The 25687-nt window shown below is 63.0% G+C and carries 28 protein-coding genes, 1 tRNA gene and 1 pseudogene; 17 read left to right on the forward strand and 13 right to left on the reverse strand.

The features are described from left to right. Positions 1-11 precede the first annotated feature (11 nt). The 3 genes from AAHK20_RS24540 to AAHK20_RS24550 are packed head-to-tail and all read left to right on the forward strand — an operon-like array spanning position 12 to position 3715. Positions 12-1367 carry a paraquat-inducible protein A gene (locus tag AAHK20_RS24540; protein ID WP_449184108.1) on the forward strand — a complete coding sequence of 452 codons (1356 nt, stop codon included), beginning with the start codon at positions 12-14 and terminating at the stop codon, positions 1365-1367. A 48-nt stretch (positions 1368-1415) separates the two neighbouring features. Then, a complete protein-coding gene (locus AAHK20_RS24545; RefSeq protein ID WP_449184109.1) occupies positions 1416-3011 on the forward strand; it encodes a PqiB family protein in 1596 nt (531 codons plus the stop codon). Further along, positions 3008-3715, forward strand: coding sequence for a PqiC family protein (locus AAHK20_RS24550; protein ID WP_449184110.1), 708 nt, complete (start codon positions 3008-3010; stop codon positions 3713-3715). Before AAHK20_RS24545 ends, AAHK20_RS24550 begins: the two co-directional genes overlap by 4 nt. A gap of 124 nt (positions 3716-3839) precedes the next feature. Here AAHK20_RS24550 and AAHK20_RS24555 read toward each other — a convergent pair whose 3' ends face one another. Next, positions 3840-4592, reverse strand: a complete 753-nt coding sequence (locus AAHK20_RS24555) for a TetR/AcrR family transcriptional regulator (RefSeq protein ID WP_449184111.1) — start codon at positions 4590-4592, stop codon at positions 3840-3842. Between the two features lie 126 nt (positions 4593-4718). Here AAHK20_RS24555 and AAHK20_RS24560 point away from each other — a divergent pair. After that, positions 4719-5078, forward strand: a pseudogene (locus tag AAHK20_RS24560) (VOC family protein); the annotation flags it as partial. A 96-nt stretch (positions 5079-5174) separates the two neighbouring features. On the opposite strand, the gene AAHK20_RS24565 reads toward AAHK20_RS24560, so the two are convergent. The 8 genes from AAHK20_RS24565 to AAHK20_RS24600 form a co-directional block, all read right to left on the reverse strand. Beyond that, positions 5175-5645: a hypothetical protein gene (locus tag AAHK20_RS24565; RefSeq protein WP_449184112.1), complete on the reverse strand. Its 471-nt coding sequence runs from the start codon at positions 5643-5645 to the stop codon at positions 5175-5177. A 63-nt stretch (positions 5646-5708) separates the two neighbouring features. Then, on the reverse strand, positions 5709-7400 hold the full coding sequence (locus AAHK20_RS24570) for a site-specific integrase (protein ID WP_449184113.1): 1692 nt from the start codon (positions 7398-7400) through the stop codon (positions 5709-5711). A gap of 399 nt (positions 7401-7799) precedes the next feature. Further along, positions 7800-8300 carry a hypothetical protein gene (locus tag AAHK20_RS24575; protein WP_449184114.1) on the reverse strand — a complete coding sequence of 167 codons (501 nt, stop codon included), beginning with the start codon at positions 8298-8300 and terminating at the stop codon, positions 7800-7802. 125 nt (positions 8301-8425) lie between these two features. Then, positions 8426-8668, reverse strand: a complete 243-nt coding sequence (locus tag AAHK20_RS24580) for a hypothetical protein (protein ID WP_449184115.1) — start codon at positions 8666-8668, stop codon at positions 8426-8428. A gap of 235 nt (positions 8669-8903) precedes the next feature. After that, complete coding sequence (locus AAHK20_RS24585; RefSeq protein ID WP_449184116.1) at positions 8904-9212, reverse strand: hypothetical protein; 309 nt, start codon at positions 9210-9212, stop codon at positions 8904-8906. 105 nt (positions 9213-9317) lie between these two features. Further along, positions 9318-9599 carry a hypothetical protein gene (locus AAHK20_RS24590; RefSeq protein ID WP_449184117.1) on the reverse strand — a complete coding sequence of 94 codons (282 nt, stop codon included), beginning with the start codon at positions 9597-9599 and terminating at the stop codon, positions 9318-9320. Positions 9600-9679: 80 nt separating this feature from the next. Further along, complete coding sequence (locus tag AAHK20_RS24595) at positions 9680-10093, reverse strand: Hsp20/alpha crystallin family protein (RefSeq protein ID WP_134192796.1); 414 nt, start codon at positions 10091-10093, stop codon at positions 9680-9682. Positions 10094-10129: 36 nt separating this feature from the next. Next, entirely contained in the window at positions 10130-10570 is a 441-nt protein-coding gene (locus tag AAHK20_RS24600) for an Hsp20/alpha crystallin family protein (protein ID WP_134192795.1), read from the reverse strand. Between the two features lie 196 nt (positions 10571-10766). Between AAHK20_RS24600 and AAHK20_RS24605 the strand changes: the two genes are divergently transcribed. The 5 genes from AAHK20_RS24605 (at position 10767) to AAHK20_RS24625 (ending at position 14496) form a co-directional block, all read left to right on the forward strand. Beyond that, positions 10767-11405 carry a diguanylate cyclase gene (locus AAHK20_RS24605; protein ID WP_134192794.1) on the forward strand — a complete coding sequence of 213 codons (639 nt, stop codon included), beginning with the start codon at positions 10767-10769 and terminating at the stop codon, positions 11403-11405. A gap of 170 nt (positions 11406-11575) precedes the next feature. Next, positions 11576-11893 (forward strand): co-chaperone GroES, encoded by a 318-nt coding sequence (locus AAHK20_RS24610; RefSeq protein WP_134192793.1) that lies wholly within the window; start codon positions 11576-11578, stop codon positions 11891-11893. Between the two features lie 77 nt (positions 11894-11970). Then, positions 11971-13593, forward strand: coding sequence for a chaperonin GroEL (gene groL, locus AAHK20_RS24615; RefSeq protein ID WP_449184118.1), 1623 nt, complete (start codon positions 11971-11973; stop codon positions 13591-13593). 109 nt (positions 13594-13702) lie between these two features. After that, positions 13703-13957, forward strand: coding sequence for a hypothetical protein (locus AAHK20_RS24620; RefSeq protein ID WP_449184119.1), 255 nt, complete (start codon positions 13703-13705; stop codon positions 13955-13957). 92 nt (positions 13958-14049) lie between these two features. Next, a complete protein-coding gene (locus AAHK20_RS24625) occupies positions 14050-14496 on the forward strand; it encodes a hypothetical protein (RefSeq protein WP_449184120.1) in 447 nt (148 codons plus the stop codon). 559 nt (positions 14497-15055) lie between these two features. Here AAHK20_RS24625 and AAHK20_RS24630 read toward each other — a convergent pair. From AAHK20_RS24630 to AAHK20_RS24645, 4 genes are all read right to left on the reverse strand, one after another. Beyond that, positions 15056-15128: transfer RNA gene (locus tag AAHK20_RS24630), tRNA-Lys, on the reverse strand. A gap of 44 nt (positions 15129-15172) precedes the next feature. Next, a complete protein-coding gene (locus AAHK20_RS24635; protein WP_449184121.1) occupies positions 15173-15742 on the reverse strand; it encodes an Hsp20/alpha crystallin family protein in 570 nt (189 codons plus the stop codon). 372 nt (positions 15743-16114) lie between these two features. Continuing rightward, the gene (locus tag AAHK20_RS24640; RefSeq protein ID WP_449184122.1) at positions 16115-16522 is read right to left on the reverse strand and encodes an Hsp20/alpha crystallin family protein; all 408 of its coding nucleotides are present in this window, start codon (positions 16520-16522) and stop codon (positions 16115-16117) included. 15 nt (positions 16523-16537) lie between these two features. Beyond that, positions 16538-16978, reverse strand: a complete 441-nt coding sequence (locus AAHK20_RS24645) for an Hsp20/alpha crystallin family protein (RefSeq protein WP_449184123.1) — start codon at positions 16976-16978, stop codon at positions 16538-16540. Positions 16979-17336: 358 nt separating this feature from the next. Between AAHK20_RS24645 and AAHK20_RS24650 the strand changes: the two genes are divergently transcribed. The 8 genes from AAHK20_RS24650 to AAHK20_RS24685 all read left to right on the forward strand — a co-directional run bounded on the left by AAHK20_RS24650 (position 17337) and on the right by AAHK20_RS24685 (position 25345). After that, positions 17337-17690 (forward strand): response regulator, encoded by a 354-nt coding sequence (locus AAHK20_RS24650; protein ID WP_449184124.1) that lies wholly within the window; start codon positions 17337-17339, stop codon positions 17688-17690. Positions 17691-17969: 279 nt separating this feature from the next. Next, a complete protein-coding gene (locus AAHK20_RS24655) occupies positions 17970-18152 on the forward strand; it encodes a hypothetical protein (protein ID WP_134192785.1) in 183 nt (60 codons plus the stop codon). 514 nt (positions 18153-18666) lie between these two features. After that, complete coding sequence (locus AAHK20_RS24660; protein WP_449184125.1) at positions 18667-19191, forward strand: hypothetical protein; 525 nt, start codon at positions 18667-18669, stop codon at positions 19189-19191. 162 nt (positions 19192-19353) lie between these two features. Beyond that, entirely contained in the window at positions 19354-20472 is a 1119-nt protein-coding gene (locus AAHK20_RS24665) for an RNA polymerase subunit sigma-28 (protein WP_449184126.1), read from the forward strand. Between the two features lie 383 nt (positions 20473-20855). Further along, positions 20856-21158: a co-chaperone GroES gene (gene groES / locus AAHK20_RS24670; protein ID WP_449184127.1), complete on the forward strand. Its 303-nt coding sequence runs from the start codon at positions 20856-20858 to the stop codon at positions 21156-21158. Positions 21159-21208: 50 nt separating this feature from the next. Further along, complete coding sequence (gene groL, locus AAHK20_RS24675; RefSeq protein ID WP_449184128.1) at positions 21209-22831, forward strand: chaperonin GroEL; 1623 nt, start codon at positions 21209-21211, stop codon at positions 22829-22831. A gap of 65 nt (positions 22832-22896) precedes the next feature. After that, positions 22897-24831 carry a molecular chaperone DnaK gene (gene dnaK, locus AAHK20_RS24680; RefSeq protein ID WP_449184221.1) on the forward strand — a complete coding sequence of 645 codons (1935 nt, stop codon included), beginning with the start codon at positions 22897-22899 and terminating at the stop codon, positions 24829-24831. Positions 24832-24970: 139 nt separating this feature from the next. Next, complete coding sequence (locus AAHK20_RS24685) at positions 24971-25345, forward strand: hypothetical protein (RefSeq protein ID WP_449184129.1); 375 nt, start codon at positions 24971-24973, stop codon at positions 25343-25345. Positions 25346-25687 lie beyond the last annotated feature (342 nt).

Below are 25687 nucleotides of genomic sequence, written 5' to 3' on the forward strand. Positions count from 1 at the left end.
GTATGACAAGCATGGAACATCGCAGACTGATTGCCTGTCACGAATGCGATCTGCTGATGCGCAAGCCAGCGGACGTCGGAGCGCGCGTCGCGAGCTGCACGCGATGCGCAGCGAAGCTGGGCGCATTGGCGGGCGTCGGCGCGTCGCTCGACCGCATCTGCTCCGTGACGCTCGCCGCGTTGATCACGTTCTGCATCGCGCAGGCTTTCCCGGTGATCGAGCTGAATGCCAACGGCATGACGTCCGAAGCGACGCTCGTTGGCGCGGTGCGCTCGCTTTGGACAAGCGATATGCGCTCGGTCGCGGCGATGGTGTTTTGTTCATCGATACTCTTTCCGCTGATCGAGCTGATCGCCTTTCTTTATCTGCTGGTGCCGCTTCGCATCGGCAAGGTCCCGCCCCGTTTCAACCGGGTGTTGCGCGTCGTGCAACTGGTGCGTCCGTGGTGCATGGTCGAAGTATTCATGCTTGGCGTGCTCGTGACGATCGTGAAGATGGTCAGCATCGCCGACGTGATCGCGGGGCCTGGCCTCTTTGCATTGGCTGGGTTGACCGTGATGCTGGCCGTCGTCGCATCATTCGATCCTGGCCGGCTGTGGGCGGTCCACGAGCGGCTCACGTCTGCCCGCAAGACCGATATTCACTGGAAAAGAGTCGCTGGTCGACGCGAGCGCTTTCTGGGGGCGCAGCGAACGCGCGAACAGGCGCGTTCGTCCGCCATGACCGCACAGCGCGCAGGACTGGTCGGCTGTCACGCATGCGGTCTGGTTCAGGCGCACGCAGCAGGCCGGACGCACCAGCGCTGCTCGCGATGCGGGCACCCGCTACACCAACGCCGCGCAGACAGCCTCACGCGAACCACCAGTCTGCTGCTTGCTGCCGTGTTCGCCTATATCCCGGCCAATTTGCTCCCGATCATGCATGCGTCGTCGCTCGGCCGCTCCGAGGACGACACGATCCTGGGCGGCGTCGCGTACTTCTGGACTTCGGGCGACTGGCCGCTCGCCGTGGTGGTATTTGTCGCGAGCGTTCTCGTACCGATGCTCAAGCTGGCCGTTCTCACGCTTCTCACGCTAACCGCTCGTCGAGGCTCAGCCTGGCGGCCTCGGGAATGCACCGCGCTTTATCGGCTCGTCGAGCGTATCGGCCGCTGGTCGATGCTCGATGTTTTTGTCGTCGCACTGACCGTCACGCTCGTGCATTTCGGCTCTTTTGCGGTCATCACGGCAGGACCGGCCGCGCTCGCTTTTGCGGCGGTGGTGATCCTCACGATGCTCGCGTCGCATCAATTCGATCCACGGCTCATCTGGGACGACGTCGATGCAGACAAGCATTGCGCACGAACCGATCGGCGAAGCGTGCACTGACTGCGGCGCTGGCTCTCAACAAACCGGACTCTCTGAAATACCCGTACGATGCATCTTCCCAATCTGCCCAGCCCCGAAGTTCGGCCGCGCAAGCGCTGGCTGCCGTCCCTAATATGGTTAGTTCCCCTGATCTGTGCATTGATCGGCATTGTGCTCGTGGCGAAATCGGTCGCTGAAAAAGGGCCCGTCGTAACCGTCACCTTCGATAGCGCGGAAGGCATGGAGGCGGGCAAGACCAAGGTCAAGTACAAGGACGTGGACATCGGCCTCGTGCAAGCTATCACGCTGTCGAAGGATTTGCGGCGCGTAATCGTGAGCATCCAGCTCGGCAAGGACGCCGCGCGATTCGCAACAGAAGGCACACGGTTCTGGGTCGTGCGTCCGCGCGTCGGTGCCAACGGGATCTCGGGCCTCGGTACGTTGCTCTCGGGCGCCTACATCGGCGCGGATATCGGACGCTCGGCCGACACGCAAACCGCCTTTGTCGGACTCGAAAACCCGCCCATCGTCACGACGGGCCAACGGGGACATCAGTACACGCTGCGAGGCGAATCGCTCGGCTCGATCGATATCGGCGCGCCGGTTTTCTACCATCGTATCCAGGCCGGGCAGGTGGTCGGCTTCTCCCTCGACCCTCACGGCGACGGTGTGATCGTGAATGTGTTCGTCAATGCGCCGTTCGATCAGTATGTCAGGACCCAGACGCGCTGGTGGCACGCAAGCGGCGTCGATCTGCGTCTCGATTCGAACGGTCTGAAGCTCAATACCCAGTCTCTTGCGACCGTCGTGGTCGGCGGGCTGGCATTCCAGAGTCCGCCCGGTCAGGACGGCGGAGCGCTCGCAGCGGACAAGGCCGAGTTCCGGCTCGCGGCCGACGAGCAGGAGGCGATGCGCGAGCCTGACGGCCAGCCGCTCAATATCGTAATGCGATTCGACCAGTCGCTGCGAGGGCTGTCCGTCGGCGCGCCGGTGGATCTTCGCGGGATCGTGCTGGGGCAGGTGACCGACATCGGTATCGAATACAGCGAAGCGCAGAAGAGTTTCAGCATGAAGGTCTCGATGGCGCTATATCCCGACCGCCTGAGCCGACGCTCGAATGACGCGCTGCCCGACCCCAACACGCCGGGTGGTCACGAGCTGCTTCAGCACCTCGTGACGGAGGGGCTGCGCGGACAGTTGCGAACCGGCAGCCTGCTGACCGGCCAGCTCTACGTCGCGCTCGACATGTTCCCGAAAGCACCTCGCGCGAGTGTCGATGTGAGCCGCAATCCGATCGAACTGCCGACCGTGCCGAACACGCTCGACGAGCTGCAGGTGCAGGTCGCGGACATCGCCCGAAAGCTGAACCAGGTTCCGTTCGACAAGATCGGGAACAACCTGAATGGTGCGCTCGAAAACGCCAACAAGCTGTTCGGTCATATGGACACCGAGGTCGTGCCGCAAGCGCGCGACACGCTGGCGGCCGCGCAAAAGACTTTCAGCACCGCCGAAACGACGCTTCACCAGGCTGCGCCGATGCAGTCCGACATTCAGGACGCGATGCAGCAACTGACGCGTACGTTGCAATCGCTGAATGCGCTTGCTGATTACCTCGAGCGCCATCCGCAGGCGCTGTTGTTTGGCAAGAAGGGAGACCAGCCATGATCCGGATCTTACGCCCCTCGCTACGTGGGTTGCCACGCGCAGTGGCCGTCGCGGGCCTCGTCTTCGTGGGGGCTTGCGCTTCGCCTTCAGCGCGCTTCTATACGCTCGCAACCGACTCATCGGCGACGCCCGCGACCAGTAGCGCAGCCTCTGCCTGGCGCATCGACGTGCGGCCTGTGAAAGTGCCTGCCGCCGTCGCGAGAAGTCAGCTTGTCGTGCAGGTCGATGCGGCGCAAGTGAAGGTGTTGGAGGACGATCGTTGGGCTTCGTCGCTCGCGGAGGAGATCCGCTCCGCGCTCATTGCCGGCGTCAGCCGACAGGCCGGCATGGCCGGACCCGGCGCGCTGGTGAACGGGGCAGACGTTCCCGTCTATCAGATTGCCGCCGAGGTCCAGCGTTTCGAATCGTGGCCTCGCTCCCATGTGCTGGTCGACGTCGTATGGAATGTGCAGAGGCCGGACGGTGCGGGCGCACTGACCTGTCACAGCGTGTTGAGCGAACCCGTGTCGGACGGCTATCAGGCGATCGTCGACGGTCACCGGCGCGCGATCGCCATCATCGCCGCGCAAATCGCCGAGGTGGTACGCGGGCTCGCCGCGAGTACGGCGGACAGCCCGTCAAGGCAGGCGGTGGCATCGCGCAAGAGCGCACCGAACGCCTTGTCCTGTCCTCCTGTCCTCCTGTCCTCGGCGTCGCTCAATTGACGGACGCCGGATTCGTCTCTCAACGAGCAGCAAGCAAATTTCATCCGCGCGCCGTTGACTGAGCGCCAATGGGCGTCGCGGTTCTGCGCATGTGCGCGGGATCGCGGTCCACGCGTGCTTTCCGTCAGTCTTCCTCGACGGTTTCCTCTGCCGCCGGCAGCGGACGCGCTGCGACCTTCTCCGCTTCTGCGCGCTTGAGCCCGAGCGTCTGCAGGAGCATGGCTGCCGTACGCTCGGGAAGGTGCTCGCCATTGAAGCCGAGTTCTTCTAGGACGTCCGCAGCGGTTGCGCCCGGCACGACGTAGTTCAGTTCGGCTGCGATTGCAGAAAGTACTGTGCCGCCTACCGCGAGAAAGCCAATCAGGGGGTCGGCGACAACGAATCGCTTCGCCTCGATACCGTTGCCGATGTCGCGCAGCAGCCGCTGGCCTAACCCGCGGCTCAACATGCCGGCGGAAAAACCTTCTCGGATCAGGAATCGGCCCCAAACCGGATCATGCCGCGCACGAAGGATGGTATGACGGACCGAAACCGCAACGACCTCTGCGGGATCAGGGATACCGCCCGAGAGGCGGTCGAGCATGTCCGCGAATTCCTCGAACACATTGTCGACGAGGGTCGAATAGATCGCCTCTTTCGACTCGAAGTGGTTATAGAACGAGCCGAAGCCGACATCAGCGGCCTCGGTGATTTCGTTGATTGCGACGCCTTCCATGCCCTTCTCGGCCATCAGCCTCAGCGCGGCATCAAGCAGACGGGCGCGGGTTTCACGTTTGCGGCGAGCACCGCGCGGCTCCCGCTCTTCGACAACGGGGGCCGGCGAGGGCGCCGCACGCGGCGAGCGTTTTGGGGTCCGACGATTGGTCGTGGTCGTCATGATCGAGTCACTTGTGGTCCTTTTCACAGTATAGATTCGAACCTCTATATTGACAAAACTATCAGTGATGAGTTTAATGTCATTAACGGCGCCGGACGCCGGTCTAATGAAATAAATGGAGGGACTATGGAGACGACCACCGAAAACGGTGCCGCCCCGGAGCTGACGACTGAGCAACCGGCGCGTCATCCGAATCCGACGGCAAAAGCGACGGCTTTGGCCTATTTGATGTTCGATCGGCCAGACCTCGAGAAAGCCGAGCGTTTTCTCAACGACTTCGGGCTACAAACCGTTTCGCGTGACGAAACCTTGCTGCTCCTGCGCGGCGCGGGTGCCTCGCACTTTTGCTATGTCGTTCGCAAGGCGTCCAAATCGCGGTTCGTGGGGTTCGGCTTGCAGGTCGGCAGCCGTTGCGAGCTCGACGCACTGCAAAAGCTGCCGGGCGCCAGTGGAGTCGATCATTCGGCATTGCCGGGCGGTGGTTACGGGGGATAAACAAGGTGAGCGCAATTTTCTATCATAAGCCTTTAAGTTATGAACTACGCTCGGCTTATGTTCGGATCGCCATAAGCGTCTAGCCGCCTAAACGCCTCGACACCGTCGCAATCCCAGGGCTGCCTCGTCAAGGGCCTGGATCAAGGCGGGTGTTGGCGTCCATTGACTGCCTTGTACGGTAAAGCGGGCCGTGGCATCGACAACCTTCGCAGTGCCCTCCTTGTCGTTACGGCCCAGGTTGGAGGCCATGAAGACTTCAAACAGCGAGCTACCGCGCTGCATTATCTGATCGACATTGAGACGGCCCTGCGCATCAAAAGTGACAATCACAAAATCCCGATTGACCACGTGCACGGGCTTGCGGTTCAACAGTTCAATGGTCAGGTTTGCGAGGTGCACACGCTGATCAGCAAACTCCGGCAGGCGATGACTGTCCGGAGCACCCAGCATGTTCCAGTAACGCGTCACTCCGATCTTCCGGATGCCGTCGTCCGGCGTGACCAGAAACGTTCGAATCGCGTATCCCATTGCAAAACCTTGGTCGTTGTTGAAGCACACTCGCGATCCTGTCCTTCATCAGGGCGCCTCATTTGGCCAATTTGCGATCGGCGCGCTCGTACTTTAGACCTTACGCGCCTCGAATGCCTGATTGAACTGCCGAGCTCGCTGCACCTCGTCGCTATGCAGATAGGTCGACGTCGTCGAAATCGACGAATGACGGAGATTGTCCCGCACCATGATCAGCTCGGCGCCACGCGCGAGCGCGTGCGACGCGTGTGTGTGGCGCATCCAATGGGGGCTCGCGCGCCGCAGCTTCTCAGCGGTCGCCGGTCGTTCGTCCTGAATCGCGTCGGCCGCCAGCACGAAGAACCGGCGCAGCACGCGCCCGAGGCGCGTGCTTTCGATACGCGCACCATCTTCCTCAAGACTTGCGACGAGCGGCGTCGCGGAATTCCAGCGCTCCGGGGTGACTGGCAGGCCGCGCTGCATGAGATATTGATCAAGCGCGGTTCGGGCCAGTGACGGCAGCGCTACCTTGCCGAGCTTGCCGCCTTTGCCGAGTACATGCAGCCAGTGATCGCCGTATTCGTCGCGACGGATATCGCCGAGCTTCGCGCCGACCAGCTCGCTCGCGCGCAGGCCGGTCGCGTAGCCGAAGTCCAGCAGAAATCGCAGGCGCTGCGCGGCTGTTTCGCTCCAGCCGTACGACCATTCGAGGCCGTCAGCGAGCGTGCGGATCAGCAGCCATTCGCCTTCGGAGAAGCCGCGGGACACGTCCAGTCCCGCACGCTGCGCGTGGCTCTTGACCTTGACGCCGGCGAACGGATTCGCGAGCACGTAGCGTTGCTCGACCAGCCAGCGAAACATCGCCGAGAGAACGTTCAGGGCGTACGCCGCTGAGCGGGGTGACAGAGCGCCGTTGAAGGGCCGCCATTCGACACTGTGCCGCGGCCGCGATGGCCCGATCCAGCGTTCACGCGGTGTCGGCCGCCGCAGGAAACTCCGGTACGCGATCGCATCGTCGGTGGTGAGAGACGACAGTGCGCAGTCGCGCTCGACGATCGCCCACAAGATCAGGCGTTCGGCTTCTTTCCGGTAAGCGCGCTGCGTGGCCGCCGACTCGTGCAGCGACAGCCAGGACTGAACCGCCTCATAGTCATTCGAAGCCTTGAGCAGGCAGGCGTCCACCGGGGCGCGGAACTGTCCGCGCGAGCCGTCGACCTCGTGTGGCACACGCAACTGCTCCCATGGCACGATGTTGCCGACCGGTGTAGCGACAATCAACGCACGCGCGCGTTCGGTCAGGGCAGCATGGGCGGCGAAAAACGCCTCGATTCGGCGCGCGCCTGCAACACCGAGTCCGGCGATGGCCAACCACCAGCGACGCCGTCGCGGAATCCGCACGGTCAGGTCGGCCAGCGTCCGGATGCCGTGCGCGTGCAGTGATGCAACGATACGCGATGGTAACCACAGATCCACCGGATCGGCGATCATCGGTACGGGCACCGGCAGATTGCGCAGCGTCTCGATTGCGCGGGCCACGCGATCCGCCGATGCTTTCGTTGGGCGATCGACGAAGACGCCCGCCAGATCCCCGCGATGGCGCGCCTGCGCGTACGCGATGAGCCGCCGACGTATCCGGCCGAGCACGCCGCGCGAGGATGCGCCGGTTGCTCTTCGGTCGCCCAGATAGCGGACAACGGCGGCCCGTGCGTCAAGGCCCGCATACCAACTGCGCAATGCGGCGAGCTCCGCTTCGTCGGGGAAGCTGGAATCGGTCTCGTCGACCGGCAAGGTGTCACGCGTTTTCATGACCGCCAGTTTAGACTGAATTTGCATCCGGACTGATAATCAGATTTATCGGTCCGTCACCGTTCAGAGCCATGATTGCCCTGTCCTTGGCGTCTGATCCCGCTTCAGGGGAAGGAGTTTGCGTCGCCCCAAGGGCGCAAACAAGGTGAGCGCGTATGCGCTTCGGCGCATAACGAGAGATGGCCTTATGCGCTGCATCGCATAATTGCGAATCCCGGGCGCCCCTCATAACGCTTTCCTCAGCAGCCTTGAGGACGCGCAGCGGCACATTGCGGCTCCAGCAGCGTTCCAATGTGAAGCGGGTTCGCTCGATGCGGCCGAGCGCGGCTCGCGATAACTGACCGCTACGGCGTGAGGCGATGTTCCCAAAGCGAGGTGTTTGCACGCATGACCAACCTGCTAGTCGCGTTGGAGTGAGCGACTTGGCTGGCCAGGCACGTCGCGACCGACGGGCAGGCCAATTCCCGAGAGAAGGCATCGGGCCTGGGCGAAGCCGCTCTCCGGATAGCGCTCGAAGATTCGATTGAACTCCTCGACGAGCGGACGGGCACGTTCCGGCACGGGCGCGTCAGGCCCCAGCATCAAGGCAGTCTGTCCAAACTTGACGGGGCCAGCCTTTATCAGGGCACGCAGCCGGGAATTCGCACTGCCGCGCCCGAACAGCTCGATGCCATATGCGCGAATCATGGCGCGCACGATCGCTTCGGCAGCAGGCGTGAGCGGCGGCATGGCCTCGACCAGGCGCAGGTGCGGTGAGCGCACATCCGGCGCGGTGAAACGTCCGATATCGTTGATGTCGGCTTCCAGACGCTGCACCGGCAGATCAGCGCTGAAGAGCAGGAACCGGATGCGTTCATAAAGCGCGTCCTTGTCGGGATCGATGACTGCGATGTCTGTCATTCTCTTTTCCTCGAAGTGGCTTGAGCCCAAATGGTTTCGCCGGCACAGCGAACCGGAATCGGATCGACCATCAAATCGCAGGTGTTCACCTCGCTCTCGGACCGCAGTTGCTGCCTGGGCCCTGACTAGGTCCGTCTGACATACCGGTCCGAAACGACGGAGCGTTGCTGGATCCATGCGACGGCAAGTTCTAGCGCTTCATCGCGTGCCGCCTGGACGTTGGCGAAGTCCCCATCGACGCCGAGCGTGCGTGTTTCGCCAGCCCGGTCTGTGACGATGGCCGCCGCTGCGTAGCGGCCCTTTCCCGTGGCGGTGACCACCGGCCGTACCTCGCAGCCGTGATACTCCATGACGTTGTCCGTTTGCATATCACACCTCAGGCAGAACGTTGTTCCCGAAGCGAGCCCGGCGATGCGGGATTTGCAATTCGACCCGGCGTACACGCGATCCCGTATGGCACCGCAGGCCCGGGACGTCGGCAAAGCGCGAGGACACGCTACCATGACACTTGTCCCCGCCGCGAGGTTACCGGGAGGTCCCCGGTAACCTCGCGCCCGCTCGTCACGAAGGACGACAGGCCTGTCGTTGCGATCGCGCAGCCATTCAGCCTGCGCGTCCCGGCACCACAATATCCGTCGTGATGCCACCTGGCACGGAGGGCGTTTCCGGGCTTGTCCCACCGTCGTTGCCGGCGGTCTTCCGGCTTCGACGTGGTGCGTCGCCCGGGTGGAGCGCGTCGAGGAACGTTCTGCCCTTCCCGGTCAGGTACGCGCGGCGAGCGCCCTCGGCGCAATGTTCCAGCATGACCAGCTGGCGCTCAAGCAGCGCGTCGAGCTCGGCGCGATTCATATCGAGCTGGTCCGGCGCCTGACGGACCAGCATCAGGGTCGCAAATTCGTGTGGACTGAGCATTTTCTTCTCCCGTAAAACAGGTTCCCGAAAGCAGAGGCCCCCTGCAGAAAAACGACATGCAGTGCAGGCCGTTCAGGTGCCGCGCTGCGTGGCAGCGCGGCACCGTCATGTGAGGAAGCGCGCCGGCGAACCGGTGTCGTCGAGATAACCCGCGTTGATGGCGCGTATCGCGTACTCGACCGTTTCCCGGTGCGCCTCGTCCGCGCTTGCCCAGTGCTGGGCATAGCGTGGCAAGTGCCAATCCGCGACGGTCCGCTCCGCATGCCGGATGCGCACGATGGCCACGTACGTCTCCGGGCCGGCGAGAGGCAGCGCACAGTGCCGTACCGGAAACGCGCTGGTGTCGATCGTGAAGCCTTTCCAGCTTTGGCTGCGGACGTTGTCCATAAATTGCTCCGCGTGTCGGGTGACACGGCGCGGGCCCTGCGCGCCACGCCGTACGTCCAGACTCGCCCCTGTGCATACGCCTAACCAACACCCACCTGGATGCGTCGCGGCTTCGCCTCCTCGCGGCGCGGGATGGTCAGCTTGAGCACCCCATCGCGCAACTGCGCGTCGATGCGCGAGACGTCGAAGTCCGGGCTCAGCGTGAACGCGCGCCAGAAGTGCGGGTGACGCACTTCACCGTGCTGCAGTCGCAGCCCGGATGGCGTGGGAATCACTGCCTCAGCTTCAATGTTCAGACTGCCGTCCTGCACACGCACGTCGAGCTTCTCGCGCGGCACGCCCGGCAGGTCAGCATACAGCGTGATGCCGCGGCTGTCCTCGAACACGTCGACCGCAGGTGCAATGCGGGTGAGCTGCTTCGCGGTTTCCGCACCCTCACGGGCGGCGACTTGGGTGCCCGACGGACGTTTAGCCAGTTCAGTGCTGTCGTACATGATGTCCTCCGTAACGCTCATGACGGGTCGAGGGACTTACTGGACGGTGATGGCACGAGGCTTCAGTGCCTCGGAACGCCCGACGCTGATGGTCAGGCAACCGTTCACGTAACGCGCATTGACCTTGTCGTGATCGGCGTGCTGCGGCAGCTCGATCACACGCTCGAACGCGCCCTGGAAGCGCTCCTGCGCGTAGACACGCGTTTCCTCCCGCATCCCCGGTTCTGGCGGCTTGCGATCGCCGCTGATCGTCAGCAACCCCTTGTCGATCGAGACATCGATCGCTGCCGGGTCGAGCCCTGGCGCGAACGCGACGATCTCGACGCTGTCGTCGGTGCTGCCGATGTTGACGGGAGGAAAGGTGTCGCTGCGCATGGCGCGCAGGCTGGCGGGAAAGCCCGCGAAGACGCCGGCCATCTGCCGGTGCAGGCGGTCGAATTCGCCCAGCAGATCGGTGCTGAAGAAAACATCGCTCATGACTGGCTCCTTGAAACCGGGGCCGCCACGAAAGACGAACGGAACCACGCGCTCCAGTCCGCCTGTCCGTGGGAAACCCCGCCGACAAACAAATCGAAACACGCAGCGCTTAATCGCGACTGCCTGAGCGATGCATAAAATAGCGCAAGGAACGGAAATTTCAAGAGGCCCTGCAACATGTCAACCGGGAGGCTTCATGGACCTTTTCGACAGGCTTCAGGAACAGATCGACGCCGTGCGCCTGCCGCTCTTTGCCGTCACCGTCACGGCGGCGGCGCAGGTGAATACGCCGCTCATCGCAATACTCCACTGGCACGGATTCCGGCGCGCGACGCCGCTTGTGCTGCCCGGCATTGAGATCCCGCCACGCCCGGTTCCGGGATCGGCCGTCCAGCTCGATGCACCGTGGCACAGCTTCGAGACCGTGGACGCCATGCTGCTTGATGCCGCCTGGCAATCCGGTGCGTGGGATGTCGAGCGCGTCGAGCGGCGCGGCTGCAACGTGATCGGCGCCAGCGCTGCCGAGACGCTAGCCTGCCGGCGAGCGTTCGGCGACTATGGAGAGGACATGGCCCGCGACCCGCAACTTCTCGATGACGAGACCGATCGCGACGAGCTGATGCAGCTTGCCGCGCGCAGGGGCTACGTGCGCTGGCTATTCCGCCCCGTCAAGGGCGGCCTGTGGCACACGCTCAATGTGCCGGACGACACCCTTGACGTCGATGGCGGACGCCAGCCGCCCTGTCCTGTGTCGCCTCTACCCCGCCGACCCGACGGGCGCGGCCGCACGGTTTATCGCCTCGGCACGGTCCATCGCATCCTGCTGCCACGCTGAAACAATTTGTTACAAAGAGCCATTTCCACGCCCCCTTGAAGCGCGCGGTGGGCGCCTCTATTTCGCTCTCCGCCAGACATTGGCTCGGCTGCAGCGCGGCGCTCCACGCGCCCCGGCACCTGCAGCCGGATTCCCTTATTGGTGATCCTTTAATCGCTCAGGAGATGTGAATGCAGATTCGTCCCCTCTACGACCGGGTTATCGTCAAGCGAATCGAGACGCAGCGGACGACAGCTTCGGGCATCGTGATTCCCGATTCAGCGGCAGAAAAACCAGAACAAGGCGAAGTCGTCGCAGTCGGCAGCGGCCGGCTGTTGCAGGATGGAACGCTGCGCGGGCTCCAACTCAAAGTCGGTGACCAGGTCCTCTTCGGCAAATACGCAGGCCAGACCGTCAAGGTCGACGGCGAGGAACTGCTCGTCATGCGCGAGGAAGACGTCATGGGCGTGCTCGAGGCCGACGCGGGCGCCGCCTGCAAGGCGGCCTGAAACCTCATTACGGTCGCGGACACCGGACCGGTCGTTCGCGACGCCTTGAGTCAACGACTACTTCCCGGAGCAACAACATGAGTGCAAAAGACGTCAAATTTCATGACAGCGCGCGCGCCCGTATCGTTAAGGGCGTGAACGTTCTCGCCGATGCCGTGAAGGTCACGCTCGGTCCGAAAGGCCGCAATGTGCTGATCGAGCGCAGCTTCGGCGCGCCGACCATCACCAAGGACGGTGTGTCGGTCGCGAGGGAAATCGAGCTGAAGGACCGCTTCGAGAACATGGGGGCCCAGGTGGTGAAACAAGTTGCCTCGAAAACGGCCGATGTCGCCGGAGACGGCACCACCACGGCCACTGTGCTGGCGCAGGCGATCGTGCAGGAAGGCATGAAGCACGTCGCAGCGGGCATGAACCCGATGGACCTCAAACGGGGCATCGACAAGGCCGTGGGCGCCGTGCTCGACGAACTACGTGCGCTCTCGAAGCCCATTTCCACCAATCGCGAAATCGCCCAGGTGGGCTCGATCTCGGCGAACTCCGACGAGGCGATCGGGAAAATCATCGCCGATGCGATGGAGAAGGTCGGCAAGGAGGGGGTGATCACCGTCGAAGACGGCAAGTCGCTCGAGAACGAGCTGGACGTAGTTGAAGGGATGCAGTTCGACCGCGGCTACGTGAGCCCCTACTTCATCAACGATCCGGAGAAGCAGGCGGCGTATCTGGACGACGCCCTGATCCTGCTGCACGACAAGAAGATATCGAACATCCGGGATCTGCTGCCGGTCCTCGAAGCGACCTCCAAGGCAGGCAAGCCCCTGCTGATCGTCGCGGAAGACATCGACGGCGAGGCACTCGCCACGCTTGTGGTCAACGCGATGCGCGGCATCCTGAAGGTCGCGGCCGTCAAGGCGCCCGGTTTCGGCGACCGCCGCAAGGCGATGCTTGAAGACATCGCCGTCCTCACGGGTGCAACCGTCATCTCCGAGGAAACCGGCAAGCAGTTGCAGACGGCAACGCTTGACGATCTCGGCCGGGCGAAGCGCGTCGAAGTGCGCAAGGACGACACGATCATCATCGACGGCGCCGGCGACGAAAAGCGCATCGAGGCACGCGTGAAGTCCATCCGGGCGCAGGTAGTAGAGGCGACGAGCGACTACGACCGCGAGAAGCTGCAGGAGCGCGTGGCAAAGCTTGCGGGCGGTGTGGCCGTCATCAAGGTCGGAGCGGCGACCGAGGTTGAGATGAAGGAGAAGAAGGACCGCGTGGACGACGCGCTGCACGCCACCCGCGCGGCGGTCGAGGAAGGCATCGTGCCGGGTGGTGGTGTGGCGCTGCTGCGCGCGCGTTCGGCGGTGATGAACCTGAAAGGCGCCAACAGTGATCAGGGCGCGGGCGTCCAGATCGTGTTGCGCGCGCTCGAGGCGCCGCTGCGAGTGATCGCTTCCAACGCGGGGGATGAGCCTTCTGTGGTCATCGCGAAGGTGCTCGAAGGCAGCGGCAACTTCGGCTACAACGCGGCCACTGGCGAGTATGGCGACCTTGTCGAGGCGGGCGTGGTCGATCCCACCAAGGTTGCGCGCACGGCACTACAGAATGCCGCATCGATTGCCGGGCTGATCCTGACGACGGATGCAACGGTTGCCGAAGCGCCGAAAGACGAAAAACCGGCGCAGACCCCCGCACCGGAGTTTGACTACTGATCCGGCAGCGTTTCCTGCATGCGCCGGCCAACAGTCGCGGCCGGTGCAACCGGTTCGGCGCCGCACGCTGTCTCCGCCACGCGGCGCCGCTTTTTGTGCTGGAGCGGTCATGAAACTGAAGCTCAACATTGATTCGAAGCCGCTGGACGTCGATATCGACGACGTCGTGGCGGGACTGCTTGCTGTCCGCCTTGACCTTCCCGCCGGTGAGGACAACCAGGACGCCCTCGCGCGCTATCTCAGCGACAAGGGCGCGCCCTGGACGCTCGACGAGGAGCACATGCGCAGGCGCATCCTTCGCCGGCTGATCTTGGACATCGCCGATCCGGCGCTGGTTATCCGCCATCTCATGGCTGAAGAATGAACGAATGAACCGCCCTGACCAACAGGTCGGGGTTGTGGCGACACACGCCCGTGTCACGACCCTCGTGCTGTCCCGCGGAATCGGACATCTCGATGCCCAGCGATCCTCGTTCGCCTGTCGGCTCAACGGTCAGGCTTCCTGCCGGCGTGCTCGGGAGGGACTACCTCAAGTTTTTACAGCTCTCGATTGCTGATGAGCTCTCCGCTGACCAGTTCATCGACGGCCAGGCGCTGGAGCAAGCGATGACCGCGATCCGCTGCGGCTCGATGCGCGCGGTGCGGCCGGCAATGAAGGTCTTCTTTGATGGCTGCCGGTTCTGGCTCGCGAGTCACTTTCACCGCCATGAGGCGGCACGTCGTCTCGGTGTCCGTCGCCAGGAATTCTGGTGCGAGATTGAACCAGGCTCAAAGGACGACTCAGTGCGCCATGCGTCGCGTGTCTCGGGGTGCCTTCAAGATTTGGACTTTTTCGTACATCAAGCGTCCGGGCTTGGCGTTTCGTATGTCGCGGCTCGCCCCCTGAGCCACCGCTCGCCTTGACGAAGGATGAAAAACAGCTTGCGGTTACGGATCTCCCAGCATGGGTTTAGCGAACCTCAAAAGACGGGTGTCCCGGATTGCCTGGGAGCCACCTTGCGCACGCCGCTCCACACGTCTGTATTTTCGAAGAATCGGATCGCCCGGTGTTCCCTCGTACTCGGCGTTTGCTGATGACATGCAATGACGCGCAATCGATCACCAGCAATCGGCAACATGAGCGGCCTACTTTTGAGGGCGCATGAGCTGTAACACGCGGCTTCACTCTCCAGCGATGCCGTGCCGGGAAGCCCGACGTAGCTATCTGCACGCCGATTCCCATAGCATTCCTCTCCAGTTGCCAATGCGGAAACAGATCCCGGCCAAGCCGGGCTACAGGCGAAATGGTTGCGCTTCGTCATATTGATCGTTTGATGTCGAACAGAGCTGGGCAACGAATTCTCTGGCATGGTGAAGTCGTGCGCTCCGGATGAATGTCGTCGTCACCTTACGCGACACAGGCACGGGTTGCGGATCCCGGAGGCAAACGTGCGTCAAATGGCGTCGGATTCAGCGCTTCACGTGGGCCGTACTGGAGTCGAACCAGTGACCAACGGATTAAAAGTCCGCTGCTCTACCAACTGAGCTAACGGCCCAGTCCTCGTTTTCACGCGCCGTCATAGCGCTTTGCGTGCTTGTCCTAACCGATATCGATCGTGCGACTCGTGGACGGCGTCGGCTCCGTTTTCGGCACGGTCAACGTGAGTACGCCATTATCGAACTTTGCCAGGGCGCGACCGGGATCGGCGTATTCAGGCATCGGGATCGTGCGCACGAAGCGTCCGTGGGCACGCTCCAGCCGGTAGCAGCCGTTTTCCTCACTTCGCACATCCTGCTTTTTCTCACCGCGCAGCACGATCGCGCCATCCTCGACGCTCACCTTCAGGTCTTCGCGCTCCATCCCGGGCAGTTCTGCGGTCACGCGCAGCACCGGTCCCTCATCGACGACGTCGATGCGCGGCTGGAAGCGCGATGAACTGAAGTCGCCGAACCATCGTTCGAGCGCGCCACGGCCTGCAAACGGGTCGTGAAAAAACTCCTCCACTGCGCGCCATGGTTCTCGTGAGAACAGTCGCGCAATGTCGGGCAGGGAGGCGCGCCATTGTTCGTTTTCGCTCGCCAGCGGGCTCTCCGGGCTGTCCGCATCGGACTTGCGCACAGCCCCGCGAAGGAACTTGAAGGGATTCCACTTTTTCGGATCGGGGTTCATCGTTTCCTCCTCTGGTATCTGGTAGGAGAATCGTATTCCGGTCACGGCGCCGGCGCCGCCGCTTTTCTGCCGTCGACGTTTTCAGACTGAGTCTCGGGAGCGGCTGCCGCGGCCGCCCTGCACTCCGCAGTCGCGAAAGTCCCCCTTCCAATCAGCCTGAGGGCGCAAGACAGCGCGTCGCGCTGCATTTCTGCAGCGGTCAGCGACCGCTGTGCATATCGGCGCAGGGCCAGTCGGCCATCGCACTCAATCCTGGCCAGCGCGACATAGCTACTGGGAACGGCTGGCTCGTGCGAACCTCCGAATGCGGAGGTTCGCACGAGCCAGCCGCCACCCGGTGTTTTCCCTGTCGTTGCTGCCCGACGGCCAACTTCAGTCCGTACGCACTTCGATCCGCCGCGGGCGCGCCTCGTCGCGGCGCGGGATCGTGAGCTTCAGTATGCCGTCCTGCAGGCTCGCCTCGATCTTCGACGTATCGAAGTCCGGGGAGAGTGTGAACGTGCGCGCAAAGCGTGGCTCACGGACCTCGGCATGCTGCAGCCGCAGATTCGCCGGTGTCGGCACGACCGCCTCAGCCTCGATGGCGAGATTGCCGTCATGGACCCGCACGTCGAGCTTGTCCTTGGTGACTCCGGGCAGGTCCGCCCACAGCGTGACGCCCTGAGTGTCCTCGTAGATATCGACGGCGGGAGAAATCGTCATCCGGCGCATGGACGCCTCGCTCTCGCTGCGCGTGACGGCCGACGAGGCGCGCTTGCTCAGTTCGGTGGTATCGCTCATTTTCGGCTCCTCGAATTACTGGACGGTGATCGCGCGAGGCTTCGAGGATTCGCGCTTGCCGATAGCGATCGACAGGCAGCCATTCTCGTAGCGCGCCTGAACCTTGTCGGGGTCTGCGTTCTCCGGCAGCTCGATGACCCGCCGGAACGCGCCAGTGAAGCGCTCCTGCGCATAGACACGCGTGTCCTCGCTGGTATCCGGCTGCGCTGGCCTGCGCTCACCGCTGATGGTCAGCAGCCCCTTGTCGATCGATACGTCGAGTTCCGCCGCATTGATTCCGGGTGCAAACGCGACGATCTCGATTGAGTCGTCGGTGGCGCCAATGTTGACGGGCGGGAACGCGCCGAAGCGGCTCGCCCGAAGACTCGACGGGAAAGTACCGAAGAGGTTCGCCATCTGCCGCTGCAGTCGGTCGAACTCGCTGAAGAGGTCAGTTCCAAAGTAGAAATCGCTCATGATGCTGTTCTCCCCAAGTGATGCATGGAGGCGAACGGGCCTACGCGCTCCAGTTCGCCTGCCAGCGTTTGGCAAAACAAATCGAAACACGCAGCGCACGGGACATGGCGACCCGCGCGTCTGCCTGAGCGAAACCTAAGATAGGAACTGCCACGAAAATTTCAAGAGCAGAAAACAGCCATTCGCGCTTGAAAATTGTGGCCCGGCTCCCGTCATCGCGGCGCAACAGTGCACCGCGTAGAGGACACAATGGAATTCGACACCGACTGGCTGACCCTGGGCCCTCACCGCGTGCGGCTGCGTTCGCGGGCTGGAACGCTATTTGCTCCTACCGGAATCAAGACTAACGGCTAGCAAAATGGCTTTCGTCCTGCTCGTCGACGACCAACCCGAGCTACTCGAGGCGTGGAGTCTCATCCTCACCGCCGAAGGGTATGCCGTGTGCTGTGCACGCAACGGCGCCGAGGCGCTCGAGCACGCCCTGCGCCGGCCGCCCGATTTGATCATCACGGACTGGATGATGCCCCTGATGGGGGGCAGTGAACTGTGCCGCCACATCCGGGCGCGACCGACGCTGGCGCACCTGCCGATCCTTGTTGTCACAGCCACGCTCCCGTCGTCGCGGGGGCCGGCGGACTGGGACGACTGCCTCATCAAGCCAGTCCCGACCGACCTGCTGCTCGACACTGTGAAAAGGTTGTGTCCGCCCTGAGGCAGGCCGGAAGTCTTGACGCGCTCCGCTCGAAGCGCGCAACGCCCGGTTTTCCGCCCACCGGTAACCAGCTATGGCTTGCCAGATCAATGTCTCCGCACCCATCGCGGGACCTTGAAATTTTTCATCAGTGAAACTAAGTTATATGCAGCTCAGGCAGTGTGCCCGGTGACGGATCGGCCGCACACTGCGTGTTTCGATTTGTTTGCCCCGCAGCACGGCAGGCGAACTGGAGCGCGCAAGCCCGTTCTCTTCCTTGCTGCGTCGAAGGAGAAGACGATGAGCAATCTTCATCTGCGCTCGGCTTCGACCGCCATGTTCGAGCGCCTCCATCGCAAGATCAGCGTCCTGTCCGGCGCGTTTACGCCTATCGCGCAGCGTGCCTGTCGTACGCTGTCGGACCGGGTCGTCGCCATGCGGCAGACGTTTCGCCAGCACGCGTCGCACATCCGCCGACGTTAGCGGCGCGATTCGCCCGGAAGCGTCGCTCGCGACGGCGGCACGCCGTCGATCATGCTGTACGCCGCCCCGCGCTTCCGTGAAGCGATCGCAATGTAATCGGCGTGATTTTCACCGAGGCGCCGCGCGAACGTTGCAGCACCCGTGTTCGCGCGGCAGGTTAAGGTGATCCGATGAAATCGGTGAGAGTCGAGACGCGCAACGGGTACGAGATCCGTCTGCGAACCGTCACGATACGGCACGGACCCAGAGCGGCGTGTACCGAGGCAACGGCGGCACGCGGATATGTTGCGTTCGTACAGATCGCGAGAGATGGCGAGGTTTTTGTGAACTGGCATCTGCCCCGGCTCGGCCACCGCTGGCCCAGTCGCGAGCAGGCGGAAGCGGAAGCGCTCGACTATGCAATCAGGCTTGTGGAGCGTCGTCCGTTTGAGGGACCGCCGTCGGATGTTCCGGAGGCGGCCTGATGCGGATTGGCGCTCGCGAGCAGAGGTACGCAGTACTCAAGGAGATCACGATGGAACTTCACATGCATTCGCACCATTTCGTTCGCCGCATGCCCGAGTGGCCCGCGACAGTCATCGGCGGCTGCGTGGCGGGTGCGGTTTTTTTGGTGATCGAACTCTTTGCCATGCGGGTGATGGGACAAAGCGTATGGGCACTTGTACGAATGACCGCGGCCATCGTGATGGGGCGCGAGGTGCTCACACAACCCGCTACGTTCGCGGCGGGCGTCGTGCTGGTAGCGCTGGTAGTCCACTTCGCGCTGTCGATCCTCTTCGCGGCCGTTCTGGCGGTGATCATGGCGCCATTCAGCCTGGATTCCAGTGCCGGTATGGCGTCGCTGGTGGGTGCCGTATTCGGCGTCCTCCTGTACGTGGTCAACCTCCATGGCATGACACAGCTGTTCCCTTGGTTTGCCGATGCCAGAGGCTGGGTGAGTTTCCTTAACCACATCGTATTCGGCCTGGCGGCGGCTGACACCTACCTGAGTCTGGAAAAAAAGCCGTCATACGCCGGTGGAACCGGAGGTACGGGTTGAGGAAACGCAGTCATACCAATCAGCTGACACGAATGGGAAGAAGGAATGTTGCGCAGGGTGCATTGCAGGACCCGGCGTGCTGCGCACGGCGGCCCTTGGTGGCGTCGCTTCTGATCCCATCGTGGATTGGTACCGCTATCTAGCTACATGCGTAGGTTTGACATGAAAACGGCGATCAGTTACCGCAACATTGAGAAGCTTGCTCGTCCGGAGCTGGAAGACCTGATCGGCCGGCTCACGGAACGGCGCCTGAAGCCACATCTGTCGCGCTTTCCGGCCGAGGTGGCCCGGCTACGTGCAAATCTGGAAAAAAGCCGACATCGCGGTCTCTACCGGGTTCGACTCCAACTGGTATTGCCGGCGGCAATGCTCGCGTGCGGGAATGATTCCCCGGAGCCAGAGAAGGCGATCGAGCTGTCAGTGACGGAGCTGGAGCGGCAACTGGAACGCCACGTCGCGCATCTGCGCCACGAGGATGCCTGGCGCCGCAAGGAACGGCGTGCCGGGTTGCGGCAGCTCAAAGCCGCATTGGCGGAACAAACGGATGGCGGGTCCGCGTTGTTCGGCGAGATCGTGCGTCCTCTGCTCGCGTCGTTCAAGCGCTTTGTGCAGCGGGAACTCGCGTATCTCCGGGCACGGGGCGATCTCGCTGCAGGTGACCCGTCGGTCGACGACATCGTCGACGAGGCCTTGGCTCGTGCCTGCGAGCGCATGGCGGAGCGCCCGCGCCGGCTCGAACCGCTGCAATGGCTCTACCAGATCGTCCTGGAGCTGCTTGCCGAGGAAGTGACGCATCGTCAGCTCGAGGAAGGCCGCTGCATTTCACTCGAGGGCAGATTGCCCGTGCAGTTGCACGACCCGCATGAAGACGACGATGAGCTCCTGTTCGAGTACTGGCAGCCCGACGAAGTCCTGCGCGTCGAGGACGTGGTGCCGGCAACGGACAGTACACCCGAGGAGGCCGTGATCAACAGGGAGCTTCGCGAACTCGTGGCAACGCTTCTCGCGGAGCTGCCGGAACCGTGGCGACGAGCCGTTACGCTTTGCCGCCTCGAAGGGCAGCCGGCAGCTGCCGCCGCACGGGTTCTGGCGATAACGGAGCGGGAACTCGAGGATTGGCTTGCCCATGCTGACGCGTTTCTCAAGGCCAGACTCGGTGACTTACGGCTGACACCCGAGCCGTCGGTCGAGCCTGCGGGTTACATCGTGCCGGGCACGCTGCCCCTGGCGCCCGGGCTTTCCCGGGAATTTGACGAGGCGACGCGGCGCGATGTTCCCTAGTTAGGGGGCGCAGCAAGACCACGGTTGAACGCCGGAATGTACCGCAACGGAGGGAAGCGATGAGCCCCACCAGACGATCAACGCGAGACCGCATCGATGCCATGGAGAACTTGCTTGACGAGGCGCTGCAGGAAACGTTTCCCGCGAGCGATCTCGTCGCGTACACGCACGCGCCTTCGGTTCGCCCTGCGGCGCCGCCGGATCGGCTTCGACAGGCCCGGCAGAAGAATGCATTTTCCCCACCGCGCAAGCCGGTGCGCCAACGATCCGGGAACAAGCGCCCTGCGCACGCGGGGTCGGGCTAACCCCTCGCCGCGTAGCGGAGTTGACCGCCCGCGCCGTTAGGGAAGCCATAACGTGATCCGATCATCGGGAGCCAGATCATGAAACTCACGCCTTTGCATGACCGGGTCGTGGTCAGGCGCACGGAACAGGAGCGCAAGACCGCGGCAGGCATTGTGATCCCTGATACCGCCGGCGAGAAACCCGATCAGGGCGAAGTCGTCGCCGTCGGCCCCGGCAAGCGGCTCGAGGATGGGCAGCGTTGCGCCCCCGACGTGAAGGTTGGAGACCACGTGCTGTTCGGCAAATACACCGGCAGCGCAGTGAAGGTGGAAGGCGAGGAGCTGCTGGTCCTGCGCGAAGCCGACCTGCTCGGCGTGATCACATCGGGGTCTGCGCAGTAGGCCACGCGACGGGGAGGCGCTTCGTCTGACTGGTCAGGAGGTACCGGAAAATGTCCGCCAAAGATGTCAAGTTTCATGAGTCTGCCCGCCTGCGCATCCTGACGGGCGTCAATATCCTGGCCGATGCGGTCAAGGTCACGCTTGGGCCCAGGGGGCGCAATGTCGTCCTCGCGCGGAGCTACGGGGCTCCAACGGTCACTAAGGACGGCGTGTCGGTCGCCAAGGAAATCGAGTTGCCCGACAAGTTGGAGAACATGGGTGCGCAGATGGTCAGGCAGGTTGCGGCCAAGACCTCGGACGTCGCCGGTGACGGAACGACTACCGCGACCGTGCTCGCCCAAGCCATCGTGCGGGAAGGCATGAAGTACGTCGCCTCGGGACTGAATCCGATGGACCTCAAGCGTGGCATCGACCAGGCGACGGCCGCGATCGTCGAGGAACTCAGGAACCTTTCCCGGGCGATCACGACCGGCCGCGAGATCACGCAGGTCGGTACGATCTCCGCCAATGCGGACGAGGAGATCGGCAGGATTATTGCGGACGCGATGGACAAAGTCGGCAAGGACGGCGCCGTTACCCTCGAAGAGGGCAAGTCGTTGCAAAGCGAACTCGAGGTCGTCGAGGGCATGCAGTTCGATCGCGGGTGGCTGTCCGCGTATTTCATCACCGATCCCGAGAAGCAATCCGCTGTTCTCGAGGAACCGTACATCCTCGTGCACGACAAGAAGATCTCGTCGATCCGTGATTTACTGCCCGTGCTCGAGGCCGTGGCCAAGGAGAGCAAGCCGCTTCTCATCATTGCCGAGGACGTCGAGGGCGAAGCCTTGACCACGCTGGTCGTCAACTCCCTGCGCGGCATCCTGAAGGCAGTCGCCGTGAAGGCACCGGGTTTCGGGGATCGCCGCAAGGCCATGCTGGAAGACATTGCGACGCTGACCGGCGGGCTGGTGATCTCGGAGGAAACTGGTGGCAAGCTGGAGAACGTCAAACTCGAAGATCTCGGACGAGCGAAGCGCGTGGAAATTGAGAAGGGCGCGACCACGATCATCGACGGCGCCGGCGACCGCAAGACGGTCGACGGACGCGTCCAGGCGATCCGACGCCAGATCGAAGAGACGACCAGCGACTTTGATAAGGAGAAGTTGCAGGAGCGCATCGCGAAGCTGTCCGGCGGCGTCGCGGTCATCAAGGTGGGGGCCGCCACCGAAGTGGAGATGAAGGAGCGCAAAGCGAGGGTCGAGGATGCGCTGCACGCGACCCGCGCGGCGGTCGAAGAAGGCATCGTGCCGGGTGGCGGCGTCGCGCTGCTGCGAGCCCGCGCTGCCCTCGGCGAAATACGAGGCGCCAATCCCGACCAGGACGCCGGCATCCGAATTGTGTTGCGGGCGCTTGAAGAGCCGCTGCGTCAGATCGCCGCCAACGCGGGAGACGAGCCCTCAGTCATTCTCAACAAGGTTCTCGCGCAGACAGGCAATTTCGGATGGAACGCTGCGTCGAACACATACGGCGATCTCATGGAGATGGGCGTGGTCGACCCGACCAAGGTCGTGCGCACGGCGCTGCAGAACGCGGCCTCGGTGGCGGGACTCATCCTCACCACCGACGCGGTGGTCGCCGATTTGCCAAAGGACGAAGCAAAAACTCCGGTGCCGCCGCCGGCGATGGACTATTGAACTCGGGTCGCGTATTGGGATGGGCGTGGCGCAGGGTGAATTGCTTGAGCATGGGTGAAGACATCATGGGCAAGATCATCGGCATCGATCTCGGTACCACGAATTCCTGTGTGGCACTGATGGAAGGCACGCAGGTTAAGGTGATCGAAAATTCGGAAGGCGCTCGTACGACGCCATCGGTTGTCGCATATCTTAACGACGATGAAACACTGGTCGGCGCGCCCGCGAAACGCCAGTCGGTCACCAACCCGAAGAACACGCTGTTCGCGGTGAAGCGCCTGATCGGCCGCCGCTTCGAAGAGAAGGAAGTGCAAAAGGACATCGGCCTGATGCCCTATAAGATCGTCGAGCACGACAACGGCGACGCCTGGGTCGAAGCCCACGGCACGAAGCTCGCGCCATCGCAGGTTTCGGCGGAAGTCCTGCGCAAGATGAAGACGACCGCTGAAGACTACCTCGGCGAGCCGGTCACCGAAGCCGTGATCACGGTTCCCGCGTACTTCAACGACAGCCAGCGCCAAGCCACCAAGGATGCGGGCCGTATCGCCGGTCTCGAAGTGAAGCGGATCATCAACGAGCCGACGGCGGCAGCGCTCGCGTTCGGTCTGGACAGGCAAGAAAACCGCGACCGCAAGATCGCCGTATTCGACCTCGGCGGCGGCACCTTCGACATCTCCCTGATTGAAATCGCTGACGTCCACGGCGAAAAGCAGTTCGAAGTGCTGTCGACGAACGGCGATACGTTCCTCGGCGGTGAAGACTTCGACCAGCGCATCATCGACCACCTCGTCGGCGAGTTCAGGAAGGAACAGGGAGTCGATCTCTCGAAGGACGTGCTCGCGCTGCAACGCCTGAAGGAAGCGGCCGAGAAGGCCAAGATCGAGCTGTCGTCGAGCCAGCAGACCGAAATCAATCTGCCGTACATCACGGCGGACGCATCGGGGCCGAAGCACCTGAGCCAGAAGCTCACGCGCGCGAAACTCGAATCGCTCGTGGAGGACCTGATCGAGCGGACGATGGAGCCATGCCGCATCGCGCTCAAGGATGCTGGCTTGTCCACCGACAGGATCGACGACGTGATCCTGGTGGGTGGCATGACGCGTATGCCAAAGGTGCAGCAGACGGTCAGGACGTTTTTCGGGCGCGAGCCGCGCAAGGACGTCAACCCCGATGAAGCGGTCGCAGTGGGAGCGGCGATCCAGGCGGCCGTGCTTTCGGGCGACCGCAAGGATGTGCTGCTGCTGGACGTGACGCCGCTCTCGCTTGGCGTCGAGACACTCGGTGGCGTGATGACGAAGATGATCGAAAAGAACGCCACCATTCCGACAAAATTCTCGGAGGTCTTCTCGACCGCGGACGACAACCAGCCGGCCGTCGGCATCAAGGTCTTTCAGGGCGAGCGCGAGATAGCCAGCGGCAACAAGCTGCTCGGCGAGTTCAGGCTGGAAGGTATCGCGCCTGCACCGCGTGGCGTGCCGCAGATCGACGTGACATTCGATATCGATGCGAATGGCATCCTGCACGTGTCGGCCAGGGACAAGGCGACCGGCAAGGAAAACCGGATCACCATCAAGGCCAATTCCGGTCTGTCCGAAACGGAAATCGACAAGATGGTGCAGGACGCACAAGCGCACGCCGCGGAGGACCACCGGCTGCGCGAGCTGGCCGAAGCGCGCAATCAGGGCGACGCTCTCATTCACAGCACGCGCAAGGCATTGGGTGAATACGGCGAAAAGCTGGGCGCCTCAGAAAAGGCGAAGATCGAGGCTGCGATCGGAGAACTCGAAGCCGCCCTGAAGGGATCAGACAGGGACGATATCAACGCCCGAATGAGCGCCTTGGCAACAGCCTCGCAGCAGCTCGGTGAAAAATTGTACGCGGAGGTGCAATCGCAAGGAAGCAGCTCCGATGGCCTGACCCGACCGCAGGAATCCAGGGAGTCGGGCCAAGATGACGATGTGATCGATGCCGAGTTCAAGGAAGTGAACACGAAGCGGTGAGCAGTTGAGCCGAGATTCGGCGTTGACGGGCGGACGCTCGGGAAGAACCCGGCGAGCGTTACCGAATGGATCCCGGGCCGCGGTGCGTTGTGCTGCCGGGCGGTGCTCGAGGACCACTCAAGGGTAAGGGGCCTTCGCCATGAAGAGACGACATGTACTACTTGCGGCGGCAGTAGTGATCGCAAGTTCGTGGTCAGAGGATGCGTTGTCAGCCAGCTCGCCGCTGCACACATTGCCCCTGCAGGGCGACATCTGGATTACCGGGACAATCCAGCGCGGCAGCGGAAAGTACGCGCCGGGCGACTATACGACGATCCTGCTCGATCGTCCGTCGGCGTCGCCATGCAACGACAAGGTGGTGACCGACATCCTGCTTGGCGAGGGAGGCACGCCATCCCCGACACTGCTGCTGCCATACCTGAACCAGCGGGTCGCCGTCCGGGGGCGGGTTATCTGCCCCAACTCGGGCATTCAGTTTTCGCCGCGCCCTGATGTGGTGTTTCCGGTCTGGTAAGGCACAGTCGACGCCTGCTCTCGGCTCGCCGCGTGCTCGGCACCCTTCTATCGCGGCAAAGTGGTTCATCTCGTTCAACTGAAGACGGTGACCTTGCAATGAACGCGCCCTGCCGCTCGCACGCAAAAAAGCCAGCGCCGCAGCGCTGGCGCGGGACCCGGTTATTCCGGGGGCAGGCCGGATCCGAAAGCCCTCAGTGTCCCGGCACGCCTTCGGTCCGATTGTGCGCATGCAAACTGACCTCATGGGGTGCATTTCCCAAGAAGGCCAGGTTGACGCCGGCCCGCTCTTGTGGGGCGCTTAGGCCAAAGGGGCACGCAGCCTGGATACCGTTTCTGAAAC

The organism is Trinickia camelliae, from assembly GCF_053525655.1.

What these genes read in the sequence shown, in the direction of transcription:
- AAHK20_RS24665 (WP_449184126.1), top strand. Translation starts at nt 19,354, where the DNA reads ATGAAAACGGCGATCAGTTACCGCAACATTGAGAAGCTTGCTCGTCCG.
- AAHK20_RS24685 (WP_449184129.1), top strand. Translation starts at nt 24,971, where the DNA reads ATGAAGAGACGACATGTACTACTTGCGGCGGCAGTAGTGATCGCAAGT.
- AAHK20_RS24605 (WP_134192794.1), top strand. Translation starts at nt 10,767, where the DNA reads ATGGACCTTTTCGACAGGCTTCAGGAACAGATCGACGCCGTGCGCCTG.
- dnaK (WP_449184221.1), top strand. Translation starts at nt 22,897, where the DNA reads ATGGGCAAGATCATCGGCATCGATCTCGGTACCACGAATTCCTGTGTG.
- AAHK20_RS24625 (WP_449184120.1), top strand. Translation starts at nt 14,050, where the DNA reads ATGCCCAGCGATCCTCGTTCGCCTGTCGGCTCAACGGTCAGGCTTCCT.
- groL (WP_449184118.1), top strand. Translation starts at nt 11,971, where the DNA reads ATGAGTGCAAAAGACGTCAAATTTCATGACAGCGCGCGCGCCCGTATC.
- AAHK20_RS24575 (WP_449184114.1), bottom strand. Translation starts at nt 8,300, where the DNA reads ATGACAGACATCGCAGTCATCGATCCCGACAAGGACGCGCTTTATGAA.
- AAHK20_RS24655 (WP_134192785.1), top strand. Translation starts at nt 17,970, where the DNA reads ATGAGCAATCTTCATCTGCGCTCGGCTTCGACCGCCATGTTCGAGCGC.
- AAHK20_RS24570 (WP_449184113.1), bottom strand. Translation starts at nt 7,400, where the DNA reads ATGAAAACGCGTGACACCTTGCCGGTCGACGAGACCGATTCCAGCTTC.
- AAHK20_RS24600 (WP_134192795.1), bottom strand. Translation starts at nt 10,570, where the DNA reads ATGAGCGATGTTTTCTTCAGCACCGATCTGCTGGGCGAATTCGACCGC.
- AAHK20_RS24550 (WP_449184110.1), top strand. Translation starts at nt 3,008, where the DNA reads ATGATCCGGATCTTACGCCCCTCGCTACGTGGGTTGCCACGCGCAGTG.
- AAHK20_RS24590 (WP_449184117.1), bottom strand. Translation starts at nt 9,599, where the DNA reads ATGGACAACGTCCGCAGCCAAAGCTGGAAAGGCTTCACGATCGACACC.
- AAHK20_RS24635 (WP_449184121.1), bottom strand. Translation starts at nt 15,742, where the DNA reads ATGAACCCCGATCCGAAAAAGTGGAATCCCTTCAAGTTCCTTCGCGGG.
- AAHK20_RS24555 (WP_449184111.1), bottom strand. Translation starts at nt 4,592, where the DNA reads ATGACGACCACGACCAATCGTCGGACCCCAAAACGCTCGCCGCGTGCG.
- AAHK20_RS24585 (WP_449184116.1), bottom strand. Translation starts at nt 9,212, where the DNA reads ATGCTCAGTCCACACGAATTTGCGACCCTGATGCTGGTCCGTCAGGCG.
- groL (WP_449184128.1), top strand. Translation starts at nt 21,209, where the DNA reads ATGTCCGCCAAAGATGTCAAGTTTCATGAGTCTGCCCGCCTGCGCATC.
- AAHK20_RS24610 (WP_134192793.1), top strand. Translation starts at nt 11,576, where the DNA reads ATGCAGATTCGTCCCCTCTACGACCGGGTTATCGTCAAGCGAATCGAG.
- groES (WP_449184127.1), top strand. Translation starts at nt 20,856, where the DNA reads ATGAAACTCACGCCTTTGCATGACCGGGTCGTGGTCAGGCGCACGGAA.
- AAHK20_RS24660 (WP_449184125.1), top strand. Translation starts at nt 18,667, where the DNA reads ATGGAACTTCACATGCATTCGCACCATTTCGTTCGCCGCATGCCCGAG.
- AAHK20_RS24595 (WP_134192796.1), bottom strand. Translation starts at nt 10,093, where the DNA reads ATGTACGACAGCACTGAACTGGCTAAACGTCCGTCGGGCACCCAAGTC.
- AAHK20_RS24545 (WP_449184109.1), top strand. Translation starts at nt 1,416, where the DNA reads ATGCATCTTCCCAATCTGCCCAGCCCCGAAGTTCGGCCGCGCAAGCGC.
- AAHK20_RS24620 (WP_449184119.1), top strand. Translation starts at nt 13,703, where the DNA reads ATGAAACTGAAGCTCAACATTGATTCGAAGCCGCTGGACGTCGATATC.
- AAHK20_RS24540 (WP_449184108.1), top strand. Translation starts at nt 12, where the DNA reads ATGGAACATCGCAGACTGATTGCCTGTCACGAATGCGATCTGCTGATG.
- AAHK20_RS24645 (WP_449184123.1), bottom strand. Translation starts at nt 16,978, where the DNA reads ATGAGCGATTTCTACTTTGGAACTGACCTCTTCAGCGAGTTCGACCGA.
- AAHK20_RS24650 (WP_449184124.1), top strand. Translation starts at nt 17,337, where the DNA reads ATGGCTTTCGTCCTGCTCGTCGACGACCAACCCGAGCTACTCGAGGCG.
- AAHK20_RS24640 (WP_449184122.1), bottom strand. Translation starts at nt 16,522, where the DNA reads ATGAGCGATACCACCGAACTGAGCAAGCGCGCCTCGTCGGCCGTCACG.
- AAHK20_RS24580 (WP_449184115.1), bottom strand. Translation starts at nt 8,668, where the DNA reads ATGCAAACGGACAACGTCATGGAGTATCACGGCTGCGAGGTACGGCCG.